The 18,700-nt window shown below is 47.2% G+C and carries 16 protein-coding genes and 1 riboswitch; of the genes, 10 read left to right on the plus strand and 6 right to left on the minus strand.

Annotated elements, in window-relative coordinates; all coding sequences use genetic code 11:
- Positions 1 to 102: 102 nt before the first annotated feature.
- The 4 genes from OIN60_RS02325 to OIN60_RS02340 all read right to left on the minus strand — a co-directional run bounded on the left by OIN60_RS02325 (position 103) and on the right by OIN60_RS02340 (position 5,243).
- Positions 103 to 1,302 (minus strand): Ger(x)C family spore germination protein, encoded by a 1,200-nt coding sequence (locus OIN60_RS02325; RefSeq protein ID WP_305753265.1) that lies wholly within the window; start codon positions 1,300 to 1,302, stop codon positions 103 to 105.
- Positions 1,299 to 2,396 (minus strand): GerAB/ArcD/ProY family transporter, encoded by a 1,098-nt coding sequence (locus tag OIN60_RS02330; protein ID WP_305753266.1) that lies wholly within the window; start codon positions 2,394 to 2,396, stop codon positions 1,299 to 1,301. Before OIN60_RS02330 ends, OIN60_RS02325 begins: the two co-directional genes overlap by 4 nt.
- 20 nt (positions 2,397 to 2,416) lie before the next feature.
- On the minus strand, positions 2,417 to 4,111 hold the full coding sequence (locus tag OIN60_RS02335) for a spore germination protein (protein ID WP_305753267.1): 1,695 nt from the start codon (positions 4,109 to 4,111) through the stop codon (positions 2,417 to 2,419).
- Positions 4,112 to 4,256: 145 nt separating this feature from the next.
- Positions 4,257 to 5,243, minus strand: coding sequence for an alpha/beta hydrolase (locus tag OIN60_RS02340; RefSeq protein WP_305753268.1), 987 nt, complete (start codon positions 5,241 to 5,243; stop codon positions 4,257 to 4,259).
- Between the two features lie 195 nt (positions 5,244 to 5,438).
- Here OIN60_RS02340 and OIN60_RS02345 point away from each other — a divergent pair, with 195 nt between their 5' ends.
- From OIN60_RS02345 to thiC, 4 genes are all read left to right on the plus strand, one after another.
- Complete coding sequence (locus OIN60_RS02345; protein WP_305753269.1) at positions 5,439 to 6,554, plus strand: RNA-guided endonuclease InsQ/TnpB family protein; 1,116 nt, start codon at positions 5,439 to 5,441, stop codon at positions 6,552 to 6,554.
- Between the two features lie 439 nt (positions 6,555 to 6,993).
- Positions 6,994 to 7,737 carry an IclR family transcriptional regulator gene (locus OIN60_RS02350; RefSeq protein ID WP_305753270.1) on the plus strand — a complete coding sequence of 248 codons (744 nt, stop codon included), beginning with the start codon at positions 6,994 to 6,996 and terminating at the stop codon, positions 7,735 to 7,737.
- A 96-nt stretch (positions 7,738 to 7,833) separates the two neighbouring features.
- Positions 7,834 to 7,946, plus strand: a riboswitch (TPP riboswitch).
- The gene (locus tag OIN60_RS02355; protein ID WP_305753271.1) at positions 7,942 to 8,106 is read left to right on the plus strand and encodes a hypothetical protein; all 165 of its coding nucleotides are present in this window, start codon (positions 7,942 to 7,944) and stop codon (positions 8,104 to 8,106) included. It overlaps the preceding riboswitch by 5 nt.
- Positions 8,107 to 8,110: 4 nt before the next feature.
- Positions 8,111 to 9,892: a phosphomethylpyrimidine synthase ThiC gene (gene thiC, locus OIN60_RS02360; RefSeq protein ID WP_305753272.1), complete on the plus strand. Its 1,782-nt coding sequence runs from the start codon at positions 8,111 to 8,113 to the stop codon at positions 9,890 to 9,892.
- A gap of 226 nt (positions 9,893 to 10,118) precedes the next feature.
- On the opposite strand, the gene OIN60_RS02365 is transcribed toward thiC, so the two are convergent.
- Together OIN60_RS02365 and OIN60_RS02370 are read right to left on the minus strand one after the other, a co-directional pair.
- Positions 10,119 to 11,441, minus strand: coding sequence for an IS4 family transposase (locus OIN60_RS02365; RefSeq protein WP_305753273.1), 1,323 nt, complete (start codon positions 11,439 to 11,441; stop codon positions 10,119 to 10,121).
- 199 nt (positions 11,442 to 11,640) lie between these two features.
- Complete coding sequence (locus OIN60_RS02370; RefSeq protein WP_305753274.1) at positions 11,641 to 12,807, minus strand: IS110 family RNA-guided transposase; 1,167 nt, start codon at positions 12,805 to 12,807, stop codon at positions 11,641 to 11,643.
- 926 nt (positions 12,808 to 13,733) lie between these two features.
- On the opposite strand from OIN60_RS02370, the gene OIN60_RS02375 reads away from it, so the two are divergent.
- The 6 genes from OIN60_RS02375 to OIN60_RS02400 all read left to right on the plus strand — a co-directional run bounded on the left by OIN60_RS02375 (position 13,734) and on the right by OIN60_RS02400 (position 18,464).
- Positions 13,734 to 14,429, plus strand: a complete 696-nt coding sequence (locus OIN60_RS02375; protein ID WP_305753275.1) for a helix-turn-helix domain-containing protein — start codon at positions 13,734 to 13,736, stop codon at positions 14,427 to 14,429.
- Complete coding sequence (locus OIN60_RS02380; protein WP_305753276.1) at positions 14,404 to 14,808, plus strand: toxin-antitoxin system TumE family protein; 405 nt, start codon at positions 14,404 to 14,406, stop codon at positions 14,806 to 14,808. Before OIN60_RS02375 ends, OIN60_RS02380 begins: the two co-directional genes overlap by 26 nt.
- Positions 14,809 to 15,095: 287 nt before the next feature.
- Complete coding sequence (locus OIN60_RS02385; RefSeq protein ID WP_305753277.1) at positions 15,096 to 15,824, plus strand: SEC-C domain-containing protein; 729 nt, start codon at positions 15,096 to 15,098, stop codon at positions 15,822 to 15,824.
- Positions 15,825 to 16,264: 440 nt separating this feature from the next.
- Positions 16,265 to 16,453 carry a hypothetical protein gene (locus tag OIN60_RS02390; protein ID WP_305753278.1) on the plus strand — a complete coding sequence of 63 codons (189 nt, stop codon included), beginning with the start codon at positions 16,265 to 16,267 and terminating at the stop codon, positions 16,451 to 16,453.
- A 29-nt stretch (positions 16,454 to 16,482) separates the two neighbouring features.
- Complete coding sequence (locus tag OIN60_RS02395) at positions 16,483 to 17,088, plus strand: SLATT domain-containing protein (protein WP_305753279.1); 606 nt, start codon at positions 16,483 to 16,485, stop codon at positions 17,086 to 17,088.
- Between the two features lie 17 nt (positions 17,089 to 17,105).
- Complete coding sequence (locus OIN60_RS02400) at positions 17,106 to 18,464, plus strand: nucleotide-binding domain-containing protein (protein WP_305753280.1); 1,359 nt, start codon at positions 17,106 to 17,108, stop codon at positions 18,462 to 18,464.
- Positions 18,465 to 18,700 lie beyond the last annotated feature (236 nt).

Here is an 18,700-nt window from a genome sequence, read left to right on the forward strand (position 1 = left end):
CAATCAGACCCCCCTTACGTAACTTTTCATTCTGAAGATGTGACAGCGTATTATATTCGATAGGGGACTTGTATTATTCGGATAGACAGCAGTGAACGTTGTTTAATCTACCGTCATGGAGGAGGCACCGTAATCCTCAATGTTAATTTTCGTGCTGTACGTAATGGGAATCTTGGCAAAGGTATTATCCCAATCGTCCTTGACCTTTTTCCAGACCTCAGGATGCTGGAGATGCAGAGCCTCGCCGAAGCCTCCGACATCTACCCGTAGCTTACGCATTTTGGCAACGGCATCTTGGGCAAGCTCATTAACCTTCTCTTCAACCAGCTTTGTTTCATAGGCGACCAGTTTGTTGTTCCCGTCGTTTCTAGCCGGCTTGAAGCTTTCGGCTATACGTCCGCCGGAAATCATTTTTACGTGGAAGGAAATGTCATCTCCTTCGACTATGGCTTGAATTTTGCTTTTTGCTGATTTAATCTCATATTCAATTTTTTTGTGGGACTGTGGATCCGTTTCCTTCAAGACCCCTCCGGGAATATCGCCTTTAATCCACTGAAGGCCTTCCACTTCGGTTTCGCTAAGAAATCCGGCATACTTTTGGGTTTTTCCCTTGATGACCCCGGCTCCGGCTACTTTTATTTCATGATCTGTGGTAATCACATTTGGCAGAATGAAGCTTCTGTTTGCCTTTAAAGGCGCGATGATTTTGGCAAGCGGAAGCGGTTCAGCCATGCGCGAATTGCGTTCGCGGTTGGAGAAAAGCTCTTTTAACGTCAATGCGGGTGTCTTGCCTGGTACAGTCGTTCTGCTGAGCACATCACTTGCAGTCCCGGTGCTAAGCATAACCTCAAGGCTAAGCCGGATATCGTTGTCCCGCAGAAAAAAGTCAAGCAATTCATACATGGAGAAGCTCTTCAACAGACTTGAGCTGATAATAATGATTTTCAGGTGAAATCCGGCAGGAGAGTTGGTTCTCAGATAGGTTTCACGGGTCATTTCCATGATAGAGTCCCCCGTCTCCTCAAGATTATAGAAATTTTTCGCTTGGGTAGGGCCTTCCGCTGAGCCTCCGTTGCCTTCCGGCAATTCGAATTGGACGGTCCTGCGTATAAGCTCCTTCTTCGGATATCCTCCCCCTTTCTTTTTCATCTTTTTCTCTTCGCGGGAGGGTGCTGCCGTATCCAATGCAATCCCAACCTCCAGATTGCGGTCTTCGATGGGAGAGCTGCTCCAGCAGCCTGTAAGTGCGAGACAGAGCAGAAGAGCAATGATTGCAGTCATGCCTGATTGGAATTTAATCATGCCCCAGTCCTCCTCCAATAGGATACAAGGAGTAGAATCGGGGGAATAACAGCAAATAACAGGAAGGCCGTATACCCGATAATCATGGCAAAAGCTGCTGTATCATTCGAGTTTTTGGGAATGTGGGATACGATGTAAATGAGCGGGAGCAGAAAAAATAAAGTTTTCGCATAAGAAACCTTTAAGATTTGTGATATCCCGAGTGCCGCACAGTAGTAAGCCATCGTGAACGTCGAGAAGACCTGCAAAATCCAGATAGAAAACAGAAGCGATTCCAGCCGTTCCAGCAGAAGATAATCCACTTCAACACTGCGGACCAAATCGAAAAAAGGCCAGGTTCGTGTAATCACTCCCTCAACTGAAAAAACACCAATACAAATGAGGGTCGACACCGTATAAAACAGCACCGCAATACCCAGTCCTATTCCGACAACCTTGGTTGCTTTTTGAGGCTTCTCCATTTGGCATAGAATAAATAGAAAGCACTCGCTCCCCGCAAAAGCCATCGGAGTTCTCTTCATCGCGTTCAAAACCGGAGGGAATCCTTCGGACAGCACCGGACGTAAATTGTCAAGCTCAAATAGATTTACACCCAGAAAGCAGATCAATATAAAAACGAGAATAATAATGGGAAAGACAACCTGGACTACTTTACCTATGCCATATATCCCTTCCAAGCAAAGGTATAACGATGTCCACAGCAGCAGGGAGGATAAAGCCCAGATGGGTGTCCCTTCGAGCAGAAAGAAGGCAGTCACCTCATTGATAGAACGGAGCTCAAAGCTACCCATACCCACATAATAAATGACAATCAGCAGCCCCAGGCCTTTCCCCAACGGTTTGCCGATAATCTGCTGTATAAATTCATAGAGAGAGGCAGATGGAAAACGCTGACTCAGCTTTACCCCGATACATGTAATCAGAAAGGTTATACCTCCGGATAATATGATCGAAAGCCAGACATCCGCCGTATGGGCAAGGTCAACCGTTTGGCGGGAGAGAGTGATCATTTCTGCTCCCATCACAAAACATACGAATATGGCTGTGGCCTGTATGGTTGTAAGTCGACTGGCTTTTGCTTTGCGGATTGGCAATTTTAATCCCTCCTGACGATTTAGTTTCTGCGCTTGGAATTGATGCTCTTTAGCAGAGCTGGCCTGGTTTTCATAAACTGAAGCGGTACCCTGATAAAATAATCTTTCCAACTTCTGAAGGAACGGGGAGCGGTAAGCTCCAGATAGGAGATGCCAAAGCTTTGTAGCTTTAATACGTGGATGCACAGCAGCAGGAAAAACATGACGACTCCATAAAGACCGAACACCGCGGCCGTAAACATGATCGGAAAGCGGAGTAAACGCAAGGCAATACCAGCGCTGTACATCGGTGCTGCAAAAGAGGAAATGGCCGTGACAGAAACAATAATAACCAGAATGGGGCTTACGATTCCGGCATTTACTGCGGCCTGGCCAATAATAAGGCCCCCGACAATCCCCATGGCTGGACCAATGGGCTTGGGCAAGCGTAAGCCTGCTTCACGTAAAATCTCGATGGAAACCTCTAAAATCAGAGCTTCGATCAATGTGGGAAAAGGGACTCCCTGCCTTGTGCTTATAATAGAGACGAGCAGTTTCGTCGGAATCAGCCCCGGATGAAATGAGATAAAGGAGATATAGATAGCCGGGGCAAATAAAGATATCAGTGCGGCCATAAAGCGCAATGAACGGATAAGGGAGCTTGCAAGCCAGCGTTCATAATAATCCTCAGGAGATTGAATCATCATGGAGTATGTTACCGGCATGATCAGCGCAAAAGAGGAACCGTCCAGAAGAATGGCCACACGGCCTTCCAGCAGCGCCGCCATGACACGGTCCGGCCTTTCGGTGCTTTGAACTTGCGGAAAAGGACTGAGAAAATTGTCTTCGATCAGATGCTCCACATACCCTGATTCCAAGGCCTCATCCACATCAATTGTGCTTACACGACGCTTGACTTCTTCTACAAGCTCAGGATCGGCAATATCGCGAAAGTAGATCACCTTGAGCTCCTTCTCAACCCGGGTACCAATTCTGTAGGACAGCATAGCCAGCTCGCCGCTTTCACCCTGTCTGCGCAGCATGGCTGTATTTTCGCTGAGTGTCTCTGTGAAGCCTATGCGGGGACCACGAAGCACGGATTCCGAGATAGGCTCTTCCACAGAACGGGTGTTGCCTTTAGGTCCCCCGAGCAGGATTGCGCCCGGAACCCCGTTGATTAAAAGCAGGACCGAGCCGAACAGTACTTTTCTTAAGGTGACCTTCACATCCTGTGTATACTGGGCTTCAGAAACGATCAACACCTCTTCAACAAGCATGTCTCCGAATTCCTTGCCCTTTGGCGGAAGATCAAGGTCCTGCATGGAATTCCCCCATTCCAGCAGTAATTTGATCGTGTGCTCCTCCAATTCGGTTTTGTCCGTAAGCCCGTCCACGAAAAATAATACTACCTCAATATTGAGATTTTTCATGAAAATTTTGCGTTCATGCACGTCGGACATATCGGCAGCGGCATTTCTGAATAGCTCTATATTTGTTTTGTAGTCTAAAGTAAAACCATGACTGCTCTCGTCTTGCTCAGTAGACACGGAAACAGGCTGCGCCTTATCCGGGTGTGTCTTGAAATATTCCAGCTTCTGCTTTCGTCCGCTTGCTTTGCTGTCTAGCTCTTTAATTTTTCTGATGACCAGAAAAATGAGCAGAGGGACCAGCGTGAGAAGAAAGGCCTGCAGAAAAATGAGCCATCTGGGAACATAGTTTAAGATGAGATGCCACATGATTTTACCTCCACCTGATAATTCAGCCAGCTATATTTTTTGCCAATATAAAAAAATCATACAGGATAAAAAAATCCCTCCCGGTTTCCAGTGCCTGAGTCATTTTGACATGATCTCATGCTCACTGTCCGCCGTGAGGGAATTATTATTGCTGCTGTACATTACCTAGAAAGGTGGAAATCCTGCGCAAATATTCGCGAGGGTGCTCCCTGAATATAAGCTCATGCAGCCCATCCTGCACAATCCATACCTCCGACGCAGGGTGGGTCTGGTTAGCCGCCAGCGCTTCCGCAATCGGGTACGGAGCTTTCTCGTCCATGGTGCCGTGGATGAAGAAGATCGGGAAGGGGTAATCCTGTGTCTTCACCTGCTGGTAAGGTATTTGCTGCAGACCCGTTCCGTTCAGTACAGGGAACAGCAGCTCAAGGATTTCAAGTGAAGGATGCCGAGGAAGATCAATCTGGTTCCGTATATTATGATACAGCGTATCTGGCTCCAGCAGGAATGTGCTGTCCAGAATCATGGCGTCCACATCCTTGGTCTGTAGGGCGGCCTGCAGCGCCGTGCCTGCTCCCATGGAAAAGCCCCACACGACAATTTCCTGGGCACCCCGCTGCTTAGCTAACTGAATAGCCCCGAGCAACTGCTGGGATTCGGCCCTGCCTCCGGTAGCGACCTCCCGGTTGGTCTGCGAGGCAAAGCCATAATCAAACATAACGACATTAAAGCCCTGTCGATGTGCATAATGGGCCAGGTCATACATGGGAATCCAGCTTTCCTCACGGTTGGCGCCATAGCCGTGGCTGAAGACAATCGTTTTATCGGAATCCGTTGCCGGGATATACCAGCCCTGCATGATGCGGCTGCCGTCCTTAGCAGGAAAGCTGATCTCTTCATATGTCATGCCCTTGACCTGCAGCGGGTTGGAATACAGAGGGGCTACGGCCGGATTGGACAGAAACCATACAATATAGGCATGCAAAGCGATGAAACAGAACATTAGAAAAAACACAACCGACAATCCAAGCGCGATGATGATATGCTTGAACCGGATTAGCCGGGGTGAAAGCTGGGTGGACGGCTCGTTGACGAGAGACTGCAACGGTGTGCCGCCCTGAGGTGTCGAAATCATCGGAGAGCCTCCTTGATTCATAACCGCGCATGGACACACGTGACTTTAGTCGTGTGAGGAATTGCGCTCGGCATAAGGGCTACCATCGGTAGCTCGAAAGCCGAAAGCTCCATGCTACCTCCTTCCGCCATGAAGATTTAACCATTTCCCACTGAATCCTATGATATATTAATGCAGTGAGAAGAGGTGAATCGAATGTCTACCATTACAGCAAAAATCCAAATCTATGTCCCGTATGAACATACGGAAATGCTCATCAAGACAACTCAAACCTATCGTGAAGCATGTAATTATCTTTCAGTCATTGTCTTTCAAACCAAAGAATTACGTCAGCGTGCACTCCATGACTCGTATTATCGAGAGCTGCGGGGCCGTTTTGGTTTGAAAAGCCAAATGGCGCAATCTGTGATCAGAACGGTCATCGCCCGCTATACCTCTGCCCGATCCAACGGGCACGATTGGAGTTTGGTCAAATTCAAACGACCTGAGTATGATCTGGTATGGCATCGAGATTACGCTTTGAACGATGATCGGTTTAGCGTAAATACGCTGGACGGACGAGTGAAGCTTCGTTACAAAAAGCGAGGCATGCAGCACTTCTTTGATGGCACATGGAAGTGGGGCACGGCCAAGCTCGTGTACAAACATAGAAAATGGTTTTTGCATATTTCCATGACCAAAGAGTTCCCTGAATTGGATCTTACAAAGGTCAACCATATTGTTGGCATTGACCTGGGAATCAACTTTCTCGCCACCACCTACGACACTCAAAACCAGACGACGTTTTATCCTGGACGAACCATGAAACACAAACGAGGCCAGTATAAAGTCTTACGCAAACAACTTCAGATGAGACAAACCCCCTCCGCTCGCAAACGACTCAAGCAAATCGGTTCAAGAGAAAACCGTTATGTTACCGATGTCAACCATCAGATAACCAAGGCACTCGTTGAAACGTATCCGAAAGGCACGCTGTTTGTAATCGAAAATTTAAAAGGTGTTCGTTCCGCCACGGAAAAAGTATGTGTTCGCCATCGGTATGTGTCGGTTTCCTGGGCATTTCATCAATTCCGTGAGATGTTGGAGTACAAGGCTCAACTGAACGGACAGGGCGTCATCGCAGTAGACCCTAAATACACGTCTCAAACCTGCCCGAAATGCGGACATATCGAACGAGCGAATCGAAACAAAAAGATGCACACCTTTGAATGCCGAAACTGTCACTATCGTTCGAACGATGATCGAATCGGCGCTATGAATCTGTACCGCAAAGGAATCGAGTACATCGGTACAGGTACAGCAGGAGTATAACTCTTGTTGTAGGGGCGAGGTCAACCGTCCTGATGTTCCAACACGCTAAGGTAGGAGCACGACAAGGTGCGTTCGCACTACCGGTTAGGAATAAGTCTAAAAGGCTTGTGTGAAGCGCAAGCACTGTCTACAGCGTAGGCAGAGACAAGCTTGTGACTTTAGTCGTGAGTTGTTGACAAGTCCTTTCCGGGTGCTGCAGCAGCACTATATACCTAATCGTAAAAGGCCGGGGCAGTAAAGTCAATTCGACAGTAATTGATAATATTTTACACTTGCCGATCTGGCTGCTAAAACAGTTTACAGTGTATCCTGAAATTATATATAATTTATGTAACCAAGTTTCATTGGATGAAACGATTGATGATGGGGAAATAACATCCTACAGCCATTCGGTTGGTCAGAAAATATTTGTAAATCCTGAGAGAGGGGAGCTGTTGTCGTGGAGGACCGGAAGCTGACCGTCCGTGCTGTCGAGCGGGCTTTGGATATTTTGATGTGTTTTACGGAAGCCACCGATTTGGGGTTGACGGAGATCGCGGCGAAAATAGGGCTACACAAAAGCACGGTTCACCGTTTGCTTACGACACTGGAGGAAAGAGGTTTTGTCATCCGGAATGCAGCCACGGAGAAATACAGGCTGGGAATTCGGATTTGGGAGCTGTCGACCCATATGTCACGTAATGAGGACCCAGCGGTTCTGCTGCTGCCTTTGATGGAGAAACTGCGCGACCGTCTGGGTGAGACGGTGAGTCTATATATTCGGGACGGGGATGAACGTATTCGCATCCAGGCGGTGCAGAGCATGCAGGCCATACGCCGGGTAGCGACGGTTGGGGCCCGTATGCCTCTGTCTGTCGGCGCATCGAGTAAGGTGCTGGTGGCATTTGCTTCAACGGCGGAGTTGGAACTGCTGAAGAAAGGACCAGAGCTGCAGGCTTTGGCCGATGACGAAACCTACTGGAGGCAGCTTGAGGAAATACGCGCTAAGGGTTATGCGACAAGCTACGAGGAGCGCGAGCCGGGAGCAGCGGCCGTAGCCGCCCCGATTATGAACCATAAAGGGGAGATTACGGCGGCGCTCTCCGTCTCCGGGCCGGTAAGCAGGCTGTCACCCGAGACGCTGCATGAATTTGCTCCTATTATCGTGGAGGCCGGCAAGGAAATGGGTATGCTGCTGCCTTAAAGGGTTGCCAAACTCTTCTTTTTAAGCTAACCTGAACTGGAAGGCGGAGGTATCCGCTTGTGAATTGTATAGTTAGGATCGGCGGCGTTATGCTGCCGAAGTTACTGGGGGGGCCCGTAGTATCGGGCTGAGATGGAACCGTTCCAGGTTCCGGACCCTTTGCACCTGATCTGGATCATACCAGCGTAGGGAAGTAACCGGCCAATGAATCATATGGATAGGCAGCATGCGCAGCAGTCAGGGGATATTCTGACCGCGCATGCAGGTCTGTTTGCATACCAGCCGGTTCCCTTGGGAACCGGCTTTTTTCATTCGCTGTATGATGCCGGTATGATCCCGATGAGGAATATGACGATTCGGGAGGAGTAATCAAATGACAGAGAGCAAGCGGAAATCAGCGAAAATAACGGATAATGCCAATACGGTAATCGGGGCCTTCCCGGCCAGCACTAAGGTCTACATACAGGGGTCCAGACCAGATATCCTCGTGCCCGAAAGAGAGATAACGCTGCATGACACCCATACACCGCAGGGCATTGAGCATAATGCCCCGCTGCGTGTGTATGATACAAGCGGTCCTATGACTGACCCGGCGTATCGGCCGGACATCCGGCAGGGGCTGCCCGAAATGCGACGACCGTGGATCGAGGAGAGAGCGGATATCGTCCGGTATGAGGGCAGGACGATAAAACCGGAGGATAACGGCCTGCGGGTCGGAGCCCATCCTACTGAGGAGTTTCCGGGCGCTGTCAGCCGACCGCTGCGTGCGTTGCCCGGGCGTAACGTGACCCAGATGCACTATGCCCGCCGTGGAATTATAACGCCGGAGATGGAGTTTGCGGCGATCCGTGAGGGGGTAGAGCCGGAGTTTGTCCGGCAGGAGCTGGCCAGCGGAAGGGCTATACTGCCCTCCAATATCAACCATCCTGAAAGTGAGCCGATGCTGATCGGCCGTCATTTTTATGTCAAAATCAACGCCAATATCGGCAATTCGGCGGTAAGCTCCTCCATCGAGGAGGAGGTAGAGAAGATGACCTGGGCTGTAAGATGGGGAGCGGATACCGTGATGGATCTGTCGACAGGCCGTAACATCCATACCACCCGCGAGTGGATTATCCGCAATTCTCCGGTGCCTATCGGAACCGTGCCGCTATATCAGGCGTTGGAGAAGGTCCACGGAGAGGCCGAAGCGCTGACCTGGGAAGTATACCGGGATACGCTGATTGAGCAGGCGGAGCAGGGAGTGGATTATTTCACGATTCATGCCGGCGTACTGCTTCGTTATATTCCGATGACCGCCAAACGCATGACAGGTATCGTGTCGCGTGGCGGGTCTATCATGGCAGCATGGTGCCTGGCGCACCACCGTGAGAATTTTCTGTATACGCATTTTGAAGAAATTTGTGAAATTATGAAGGCCTATGATATCGCCTTTTCCCTTGGGGACGGCTTGCGTCCGGGCAGCATTTACGATGCCAATGACGAGGCGCAGATGGCTGAGCTGGCCACGCTGGGCGAGCTGACGCAGATCGCCTGGAAGCATGATGTGCAGGTGATGATTGAGGGGCCGGGCCATGTGCCTATGCATAAAATCAAAGAGAATGTGGATTTGCAGATGGAAATCTGCAAAGAAGCGCCATTTTATACGCTGGGCCCGCTTACGACGGATATCGCCCCTGGATATGACCATATCACCTCGGCGATCGGGGCTGCCATGATTGGCTGGTTTGGTACGTCCATGCTGTGTTATGTCACACCGAAGGAGCATTTGGGCCTCCCGAACAAGGACGATGTGCGTGAAGGGGTGATCGCCTACAAGATCGCTGCCCATGCCGCAGACCTGGCCAAAGGCCATCCAAGAGCACAGCAGCGCGATGATGCGTTGTCGAAGGCGCGCTTCGAATTCCGTTGGCGTGACCAGTTCAATCTGTCTCTCGATCCGGAGCGTGCGCTTGAGTATCATGATGAGACGCTGCCGGCCGAGGGTGCGAAGAACGCACACTTCTGCTCGATGTGTGGCCCGAAATTTTGCAGCATGCGTATTACACAGGATATCCGATCACTTGCAGCCGAGAAGGGAGTCAGCGAAGAAGCGGCTCTTGCTGCCGGATTGGAGGAAAAAGCGCTGGAGTACCGAGAAGGGCGCAGTCATTAAAGCCATAGAATAATGAATTGAAATCTGGTGTGAAAAGTAAAGGGCGCCCTTTGAGGGCAATGTCATTAAGTTAAGCTCAAAGACAAGACGGGGAATAAAAATGGAATCCGAAACGGCATGGGAAAAAGCCCTGTGCCGTTTGTTTTTTTGGCGCGAGCAAGGAAAAAGCGTACAGCAAACAAAGCGGATGGAATATCCGCTTAAAAAAGTGTTCATGTGAACCGGATTATGCTACTCTGTAGACGAAGCTAACGACTGATTTCCAGCGGATTTTGCGCGTATTCTTCTGCCCTGGGCGAATGGGTCGAATCGGCAAAATGTTTTTGCGGATCAGTGCTTCGACATCGGGCGGGAGTTCATCGTCTCGTGAGCGCAGGAAACGTCTACAAACATGAACGGCAACCGTGAAGTTGACTTGGTAGGGGTGCTGTTTATCCATTTGAGAAATGACGACGTGCGAGGTCATCATTTCAGCGAAATTGTACATGATCATTCTTGCGAAAATCTCTTGGGTGATGGACTCTTGTCTCTTTGCGTGAAAATTCGTCAGACCGACGGTATATTTTAATGCCCTGAAAGAGGTTTCAATGCCCCATCGCCTGTTATAAATAGACTTGACTTCATCGGGTGGGAAATCAGCGGCAGAAAGATCCGTAATGACGGTTTCATAAGCGCCACTCGGCAGAACGAAACGAACAGCCCGAAAGGAAATCGGGTAAAACAAGTTCTCCTTCAAATCTAAAAAATCAAAGGTAGACGCGGAAGGGACGAACTTATAAATCTCGGGATGAGCCTTGACCTCTTTGGTTTGTTTTTTGGTGAGTGTCAGATGAACGTCCCTATCAAACTCTCCGCTCGTGGGCAAACGCAAGCCCGAAAGAATCCCATTGGAATCCAAATCCTTTACCCGTATGACGTAGTTCCACCCTTTTTGTTCAATATGCGCGAAATTGTTGTAACTTTCATAGCCACGATCGGCAATCACCATGGTTTTGCCCTGGATGGGGGAACGGTCAACCATAGCGGCCAGTGCCCTTCCCTCGTTGCATAACCTTCGCGGTTGAACGAGGGCATCCACGTAAATTCGGTTGCATAAGTCATAGGCTGCGTTCAAATGCAGAAGATTATAGCCTTTGGTGTTCGGTTGATTTTGAAAATAGGTGTCCGTGTTCGCAGAGTCCGTTGCGATATGCAAATCCGAACCATCGACGGCAAGTAATCGATACCCTCGGTAGTCCTTGATATCCGTATACGATTGCGTAAATGTGTGAAACAAGAATTCCACAGCAGCCGGCAGGATTTTATTCCGCTGCTGGACAAAAGCAGAAGTGGTTGCCGTGTTGACGTCATAGCCCTGGGAATCCAGGAGTTCCTTATATAGGCTGTTGCCCCCCATGGAGATCAGGAGTTGCATAACCGTTTCAAAGGGCAGCTTTTTCTTTCGGGTAAAATCTGTTTCAGGGTTTTTGACATAAGGTGCTGGTGCGGCTGCCATGTCTCGTATGAGGGATGTCAGTGTTTCTTTTAGCGAATTTGCGTACTCGTTCATTAGCGTAACCTCCTCGTTTTCCAAGGGGCTTCGAACACACTTTCATCAAGTCCTTTTTTTTCTTTTTCGCGCAAAAAAAACCAGCTAATGTTTGTCAAGCCTAAAACGGTTGGATTGTGACGAAGACACTGCTATACTATATTTGACCATGACAAAGAAGCCTCCGTTGGCGCGGATGCTTGTGGATAAATATGGTATTTTAGGCTTTGTAGGGCTCGCCCTTTACAAGGATGGCGTACACGTGATGTAAAAGCTTGTTGGCGCAGGCAATCACAACCACCTTGTAGGGCTTGCCCTCTTTCCTTTTCTTCTCGTAATAGGCCTTAAGCCGCTCATTTATGCCTTTTCTCAACCCGCATTGTACAGCAACATACAACGCCCTGCGCAAACGTTTAGAACCTCGCTTTGAAATACGGCTACTGCTCGCCGTAAACTTCCCCGAACTGTGCACACCCGGATCCAGCCCCGCATACGCCACTAGCTGCTTAGGGTTCTCAAATTGAGACGCATCCCCGATTTCCGCCGCCAGTGCCGCGGCCAGCTTATCACCTACGCCGGGAATCGTCTTCAGTAATTTTACTTCCGGAAGCATCAGCGTCATCTCCTCAATGGCGATCTCTAGTTGGCGGAGCTGTTTCTGTTGGGCGAGTATGATCTCTACCATACACCGTAAGGCCGTCTGCTGTGCTTTGCTTGACCTGTTTAAAGGCGTTAACGCTTGTATCCGCTCTGCCTTTCCCCGAATCCACGCCTCTCCACGCGAAGAGCCAGCTGTTTCCCGGATGATTTCTACGGTAACGGTGTCGCCACTGAGGATATGTCGCAGAACCTGTAACGATGTCGTCGAAAACAGGTTGTGGAACACTCCCTCATAAGCCGGACACACCTGATCCATTATAGCCCTCATGTTCAGCTTGGCCTGGACGAGCAGGGAAGTCATAAACTCATGCTGCCGTGTCAGATGCTGAAGCTCGGTGATCTCCTCCCCCCATGTCCGGTGCGGCTGGATGTCCCCACGATAGAACATCTCAGCTAGATGCCATGCATCCACCGCATCCGTTTTCACTTTTCGAAGTTGCGTTCCTTTTGCTCGTTTGGATTGCAGCGGATTCACGATGTAGTGGCGATAACCACTACGCTCCAAATAAGCAACCAGACCACGATGGTAATGACCCGTAGCTTCCAACACAACGGCAGCTTCCATCCCCGTTATCCGTTTTAATTCCTCCAGCAAATCACTCAAGCGCTCGTACCCTTCCTCCGTATGCGTGATGCTCATGATCTTACCATGAGGCTGATTCCGATCCGTAAACGCCTGAAGCTTGCTCGTTCCTTTCGAAACGTCCAATCCGACAACCGGTCCCATATTCATCTCCTCCTAGATTTTAGCCGGCATTCCACGATGGTTCCAATCCCACAGCTTCGCTTGTGATTCGAGGTCAAATGCCTCAACCAGCTCAAACATTAGTGGGAGAACAGTTTTTTTGACGGGGTTAGATCCCCAAAGAGCAGCACGTTCTCCCGGCTACCGCCATCATAAACCGGCCATAAAAAAAGGCCAACCAGAAATCTCTGGTTGACCTAATAATACGAAAAGAGTGGGCTATCTTTTCGATAACCTGCTCTTTTTTGATTTTTAGCCCTGCACCTTAACTTAATGACATTGGGGAGACACCCTGTCCTTTTTTTATTTGTAGCAGGTATAGCAGGTTTATACTCCGGCCGACGATGAGTATGCCGTCTCGTCTAAACCGTGACCCACCAGGCTTCCGGTAATCTGCTATGAAAGAAGCTTGGCTTGCAGAATGTAACCGAATCCTTGGAGGAGCCGTACACACATCGCCTGGCGTAACCGACACCACTGAATGCATCCTGGTTCGACCTCCCACTGAACTATGGCAAATTGGGGCTCATCGGCAGCCTGGTCGCGTGGATCCGGCAGAACCGGAAATACACACCCGATGAGCGTCCTGCAGCATGTATCCGGATCCGCCCGGCTCTTGATGGTAGATGGATCGGCGTGACTGCTAGTGTAACACGGGCTGATCGTCTGTTGGTGAATAGCGGCTGTGAATCGAATCGATCGTCGCACGGAACCGGATCATATGTGCAGAATCGGTGCTAGCCATATCGTGGCCAAGCACAATTTAATAGAGCAAAGGAGTATAAATTCCGTTCCACCATCTATAATGATTAACACAATGATTTAAGTTCATTTAAGTTTGTTTAAGTTTTTGTGGTTTGGTTATTGAATTTAAAATCCAAAAGTTATAGAATAGGAGTGTGAGGTGAATGTTGATGCCTATTACATACAGTGAAAAAAGCCAATTTATTAAAAACTACAGTCATATTGCCGTGGAGTTAGCTTCAAATTTAAAGGATTTTGATAACAGTGTTTTGCTGTTCAAAGTCCTTGCACATGCCTTACGCAACAATGAGAGCATTGTTCGAGAGTTTGATGAGGGTATTTTCGAAAACCCCTTTGCTTTCCAGAAGGGATTTGAAGCTTTGCTCAGACACGCATTGTCCGTTGCAACAGATTCACCAGAGACCGACATCGCAGCTGCTGTTGAGAGGGTTGAAGAATATTCTACTGGCCAATTGGCTAAATTTTTTGGGGTCAGTGTTATGACGATCCATAATTGGCTTGATCAAGGCCGGTTTGTCGGGATTAAAAAAGCTGGTTCAAACAAACATAATAAAATACCAGATGACACGGAGTTTATTATGACCTCCGGAAAAAGAATTCTTGTCCGTGAAGTTGTGGCCATGTGGCACAAACAGGAAGCTGAAACTTCTCACAAAGAAGAGAGCGACTTAGCATACTATACACGGCAAATTGCTTATTACGAAGATAAATACGGTGATGTGTTCGAACGAACGCTCGGGGCAAAAGAAGAATTGACAGCTGAAGAAGAAACCGATGCTCAGATTTGGCAACACTTGCTTGGGAGGCAGCAGCTTGAGTTTGGAGATAAGAAGAAGTAACTTTCTATTTATTGAGCAAAACTTTTCGGACATCATTCAAGAGGTACGGGAAGGTGCAGATGGCTTACACAGCGATGGACGAGCTGTTCGAAAGACGATCATCTTCCACGATTTCTCGAAAATGTATTGTGTAGAAATGCTGGACAAAGATAAGCAGTATATTGAGTTATACTGGTATGATTGGTATAACGAGAATAAACAGCTTATTATGAAATTCCATGCTCACTATCATCCGGATGGAACACCAGCATCAATAACGAAATTTGATCCCTATCATCTTCACTCCAGCACTGATACACGACATCACAATGAGAAATTTCGGGAGTTGAATGATATCCTTGAATTCATTCGTGTACGGCAGCTGAGCCTGAAGAAATGACGGCAAGAAGCCCCTTGGGCTTCTTTTTTTGTTATGGTCGCTCCGAATGGAGCGACGTCACCGTAGAATTGGTAAGCAGCATCTTTCAGCTATCATTCGCACTTGTGCATTTTTTTGGTTTCTCATTTACATATACAATATATTGGGTTAAATTATATGAAAGAGACCTATATATTGTGTTTCAGTCGATATATAGAGGAATAACTTCCTGAAAAAGGAATGTATTGACCCTTTTTTACGGTGAAGTGGCTCAAAGCATATATTTAGAAAGAGAGGTAAATTACAAAATGAGTAGTATTGGAAGAAACCAGCTTTGCCCCTGCGGAAGCGGAAAGAAGTACAAGTATTGCCACATTGATAAACCATTGGATCTGGGAGCTTCAATGAGTGAGCTGAATCATCTGAAAAATGAGGTTCTTAAGAACATTAGGGGGCATGTTGAAATATACGATACAAGAGATATGCTCTCCCATTTCCCAAATCATAAAGAGCTGATACAAAAAATGTATCAAGCAATCGATAGGGTTTCTGAGTTGCCGCTGGAACGTAATCCTGAGCATATTCCGGGAACTCAAATTTTTAACAGAGTGCATTCGTCAGCGCTTGGAAATATCCAATTTGCATGGAGTGTACCGATTCTTGAAAGCTTTATAAAAAGTCATGATTTGAGTCTCCAGGATTTTAAGGTCGCAGAATTAATGAATTTCATTGATCCGTCGGTCCTCGTTAAAGATAGATTACAGCATGCTGCATCTAACAACGAACCTGTATATGTAATCGAGTACCAAGCGATCGAGCTTGAAAGATGGGCTGTTGATGGAAACCATAGAATTGCCGCCCGATTTGCCAAAGATAAAGAATCTAAAATCAAAGGCTATTGTTTTTCGGAAGAGTTGCACATGAAGGCTATTATGTACGACTTCATGCGAGTTGCCTACGCTATTCGAGCAAACATTGTTAAGGCATTTGGTTATCGTGATAACAAAAAGTTGCCCACTCTATTGCCTATGGATTAAGCCTCGGGCTTTGTTCGGTAATCGATGAAAAGCTGTAACATTTGCGGCAACATGGAACCAGGAGATTCAAAAGCTGTACATACATTACTTGGTGGCGCAGCCGGAACCGCTGAAAGCAGTCGAATCCGTCCGGTAAACGAGAGGCAACTGCGGCTTTACCAGTGGCCAGATGTCCGTGATCCGTCAGAGCCAACTCCTGCAGAGCGACCTGCAGCATAAATTCAGAGACGCACGGCGACGATTGCAGGCACAGTAGCAGGGCTGCCGGTAACCTGGAGCATGGATCCTGGCGTCAGTGAGCGAGTAGGAGAGAAATTAATTTTTTTAAAAACATATGTTCGGGGGATAATGCTTCTAGTATAATTAAGCTACTGCTATGATGGAGGCTGAAATAGCTGTTTTTTTGTTTATTCATTGTCGAGTAGGGAGGCCGATTACGGATGTTCAAGATCATAACGAAGGACTCAAAGATTTATATTGGAAACGTTGCTTCCCCGGATAACCAGGTTACTGCTGCGGACTATCGTCAGGTGGGGAAAATACTTAACCAGTTCAATGTCATTAGCATTTATGGGCACGACGAGATGATTTTACCCCGTGGCCATATTAAAGGATGGTTTGAAATCTAAAATAGCTTTCAGGACAAAGGAGCGATAGCTTGAATAAAGATGATTTTCTGAAGCTCATAGCAACACGGGGATACAATGTATATTTTGGGGCAAAAAAACATTTTGCCACTTATGATATTATTGAAAAATTGCCTCGTGGTCTTGCATTATTTGGAGTGTTTATAGGTGTCTGGCAGCTATGGAAGCCGGATTTTCAGTTTAATGATATCATTTCCTTTATGCTGGTTCTGGCAGGGATATATGCGTATACCATTACTCAGTACGATTCGGAAAAGAAATCCTATAATGAAGCAGCCGTAAAATTGGTCCAGATCCATAATGAACTTCATAGCCTCTACCTCTCCGTAAAAAGCTCCAATGCGAATAGCTTTGAAAACGAAGAAACACGCCTTCAGGAGCTTATGGATCAGTATTATTCCGTTTCAAAATCTAAGCAGATATTCTTCTCCCATACATTTGCCCACTTTAAATTTTTTGGTGAATCTCAGATACAGTGGATGGACGAGCAACTGCACTTCACATTTTGGAGTGACAAAATACCTAAAGTTTATAAGTTACTATTTTATATTTTTGTAATCCTTCTACTCCTTGCAGGTTTAGCTTATTCCGTAGTTTTTGCTATTAATGAAATATAAATTTTGGAGGGTGATTTATGTTAAATGAATCGTTTGAATCTTTCGTCAATCAGCTTGAGGTCGATAATGAAGAGGATATGCTAAGTCGCTATAAACGAATACTAAAGAAACTGAATGGTGAATTTTGGGGCGAGGAAAGCGAGGAAGAGCACGGTTATATCGTGGGGTCCCTTGGCCGCAAAACTGCGATAAAGGGTACCAGCGACATGGACATGTTGTTTGTTCTTCCTCCTGAACTCAAAGCTCAATATGATGGTTACGAGGGTAACGGCCAGTCCATTCTGCTCCAAGATGTAAAAAAAGTAATCAAGAAGGTATATCCGCGAACGGTCGTGCGTGGAGACGGCCAGGTTGTAGTTGTTACGATGAATGGTGCCAAATGTGAAATAGAGGTGTGCCCTGTATTTGAAAGGTCCGATGGAGCATTTGATTATCCGGATACAAATAATGGCGGTCGCTGGCGTAAAACGGACCCGCTACCGGAACTGACGGCCAGCGAGGTAATGACGGATGAGAGCAATGGTCACTTTATCTATATATGTCGTATGGTACGGGCTTGGAAAAACCATAAAGGGTTTAAATTTGGAGGCTTGCTGATCGATACGCTTGTACATAATTTCTTAAGTGACAGCAGCTACGAAAAATATAAGAGTATTTTCTTTGAAAGCTATTTGGATCTCTGGAAGGATTTATTCGGTTATCTAAAAGATATGAATAAGGACCAGGCATATTGGCTTGCGCTTGGAAGCCGGCAGCATGTTTACAATAAGGACGGAGCTTTTGTGGCTAAGGCTAAAAAGGCTTATAACAAACTAAAAGATCTTACAGAGGAGTCTGAGGATCTTTATGATAACCTGCAGAATGTATTCGGAAACAAGTTTCCATTACCTGAAGCAGTAACTGAAACACAAGCGATTCAGAAAAGCTTTGCTCTCGGCAATGCAAGAAATACTGAGGAGTTTATTGATGATAAATTTGATGGTGCGGACATCAAATACAAACTGCGTATAGATTGTGATGTAGAGGTTGATGGATTTACTCGAAAATCATTACGGGCAATGCTTTCGAAATTTGAATGGCTTCAGCCAAAAAAACAATTGATTTTTACGGTTAAAGAAAATGAATTTGCTGAACTTGCCCGGCGCAGCAAGGAACCTGATTATAAGTTTACTGTTTATTGGAAAGTCCTGAATCGTGGACCAGAAGCGATACGACGCGATATGATCCGCGGCCAAATTGTTCGCGATGCGGGACAGGGTAGAAGGGAAGAGAAAACTTCTTTCCAAGGAGGCCATGTCGTGGAGTGCTATGTCGTACACAATAATGTAGTTGTTGCAAAAGATCGCATTAAGGTGCCTATTGAGGCGAGTACTTAAAACAGGCGGTCATGAAACCTTTGAGCTGTCATACTGTATCACTGAAAATGAATGGAATTTATTTAACAATAAAGTGGATAAAGAAGGAGCTACCAGGCGGTAGCTCCTACAGGTTGTTGACAAAGCCCTGTTTTTTGGGGCTCGTTTGGATAATGAAATGAATTCCTGAAGTATTGAGCATTATGAAAACAAGAAGATCGCCCTATCCGGCCAGCTTGGCCAGGTGGTTGGCGATC

It is taken from the genome of Paenibacillus zeirhizosphaerae (assembly GCF_030705605.1).
Lineage (GTDB): Bacteria > Bacillota > Bacilli > Paenibacillales > Paenibacillaceae > Paenibacillus > Paenibacillus zeirhizosphaerae.

Excerpts from the sequence above, each read along its gene's own strand:
- OIN60_RS02390 (WP_305753278.1), top strand. The coding sequence starts at position 16,265 with ATGTTCAAGATCATAACGAAGGACTCAAAGATTTATATTGGAAACGTT.
- OIN60_RS02385 (WP_305753277.1), top strand. The coding sequence starts at position 15,096 with ATGAGTAGTATTGGAAGAAACCAGCTTTGCCCCTGCGGAAGCGGAAAG.
- OIN60_RS02400 (WP_305753280.1), top strand. The coding sequence starts at position 17,106 with ATGTTAAATGAATCGTTTGAATCTTTCGTCAATCAGCTTGAGGTCGAT.
- OIN60_RS02355 (WP_305753271.1), top strand. The coding sequence starts at position 7,942 with ATGAATCATATGGATAGGCAGCATGCGCAGCAGTCAGGGGATATTCTG.
- OIN60_RS02340 (WP_305753268.1), bottom strand. The coding sequence starts at position 5,243 with ATGATTTCGACACCTCAGGGCGGCACACCGTTGCAGTCTCTCGTCAAC.
- OIN60_RS02370 (WP_305753274.1), bottom strand. The coding sequence starts at position 12,807 with ATGGGACCGGTTGTCGGATTGGACGTTTCGAAAGGAACGAGCAAGCTT.
- OIN60_RS02325 (WP_305753265.1), bottom strand. The coding sequence starts at position 1,302 with ATGATTAAATTCCAATCAGGCATGACTGCAATCATTGCTCTTCTGCTC.
- thiC (WP_305753272.1), top strand. The coding sequence starts at position 8,111 with ATGACAGAGAGCAAGCGGAAATCAGCGAAAATAACGGATAATGCCAAT.
- OIN60_RS02335 (WP_305753267.1), bottom strand. The coding sequence starts at position 4,111 with ATGTGGCATCTCATCTTAAACTATGTTCCCAGATGGCTCATTTTTCTG.
- OIN60_RS02375 (WP_305753275.1), top strand. The coding sequence starts at position 13,734 with ATGTTGATGCCTATTACATACAGTGAAAAAAGCCAATTTATTAAAAAC.
- OIN60_RS02345 (WP_305753269.1), top strand. The coding sequence starts at position 5,439 with ATGTCTACCATTACAGCAAAAATCCAAATCTATGTCCCGTATGAACAT.
- OIN60_RS02365 (WP_305753273.1), bottom strand. The coding sequence starts at position 11,441 with ATGAACGAGTACGCAAATTCGCTAAAAGAAACACTGACATCCCTCATA.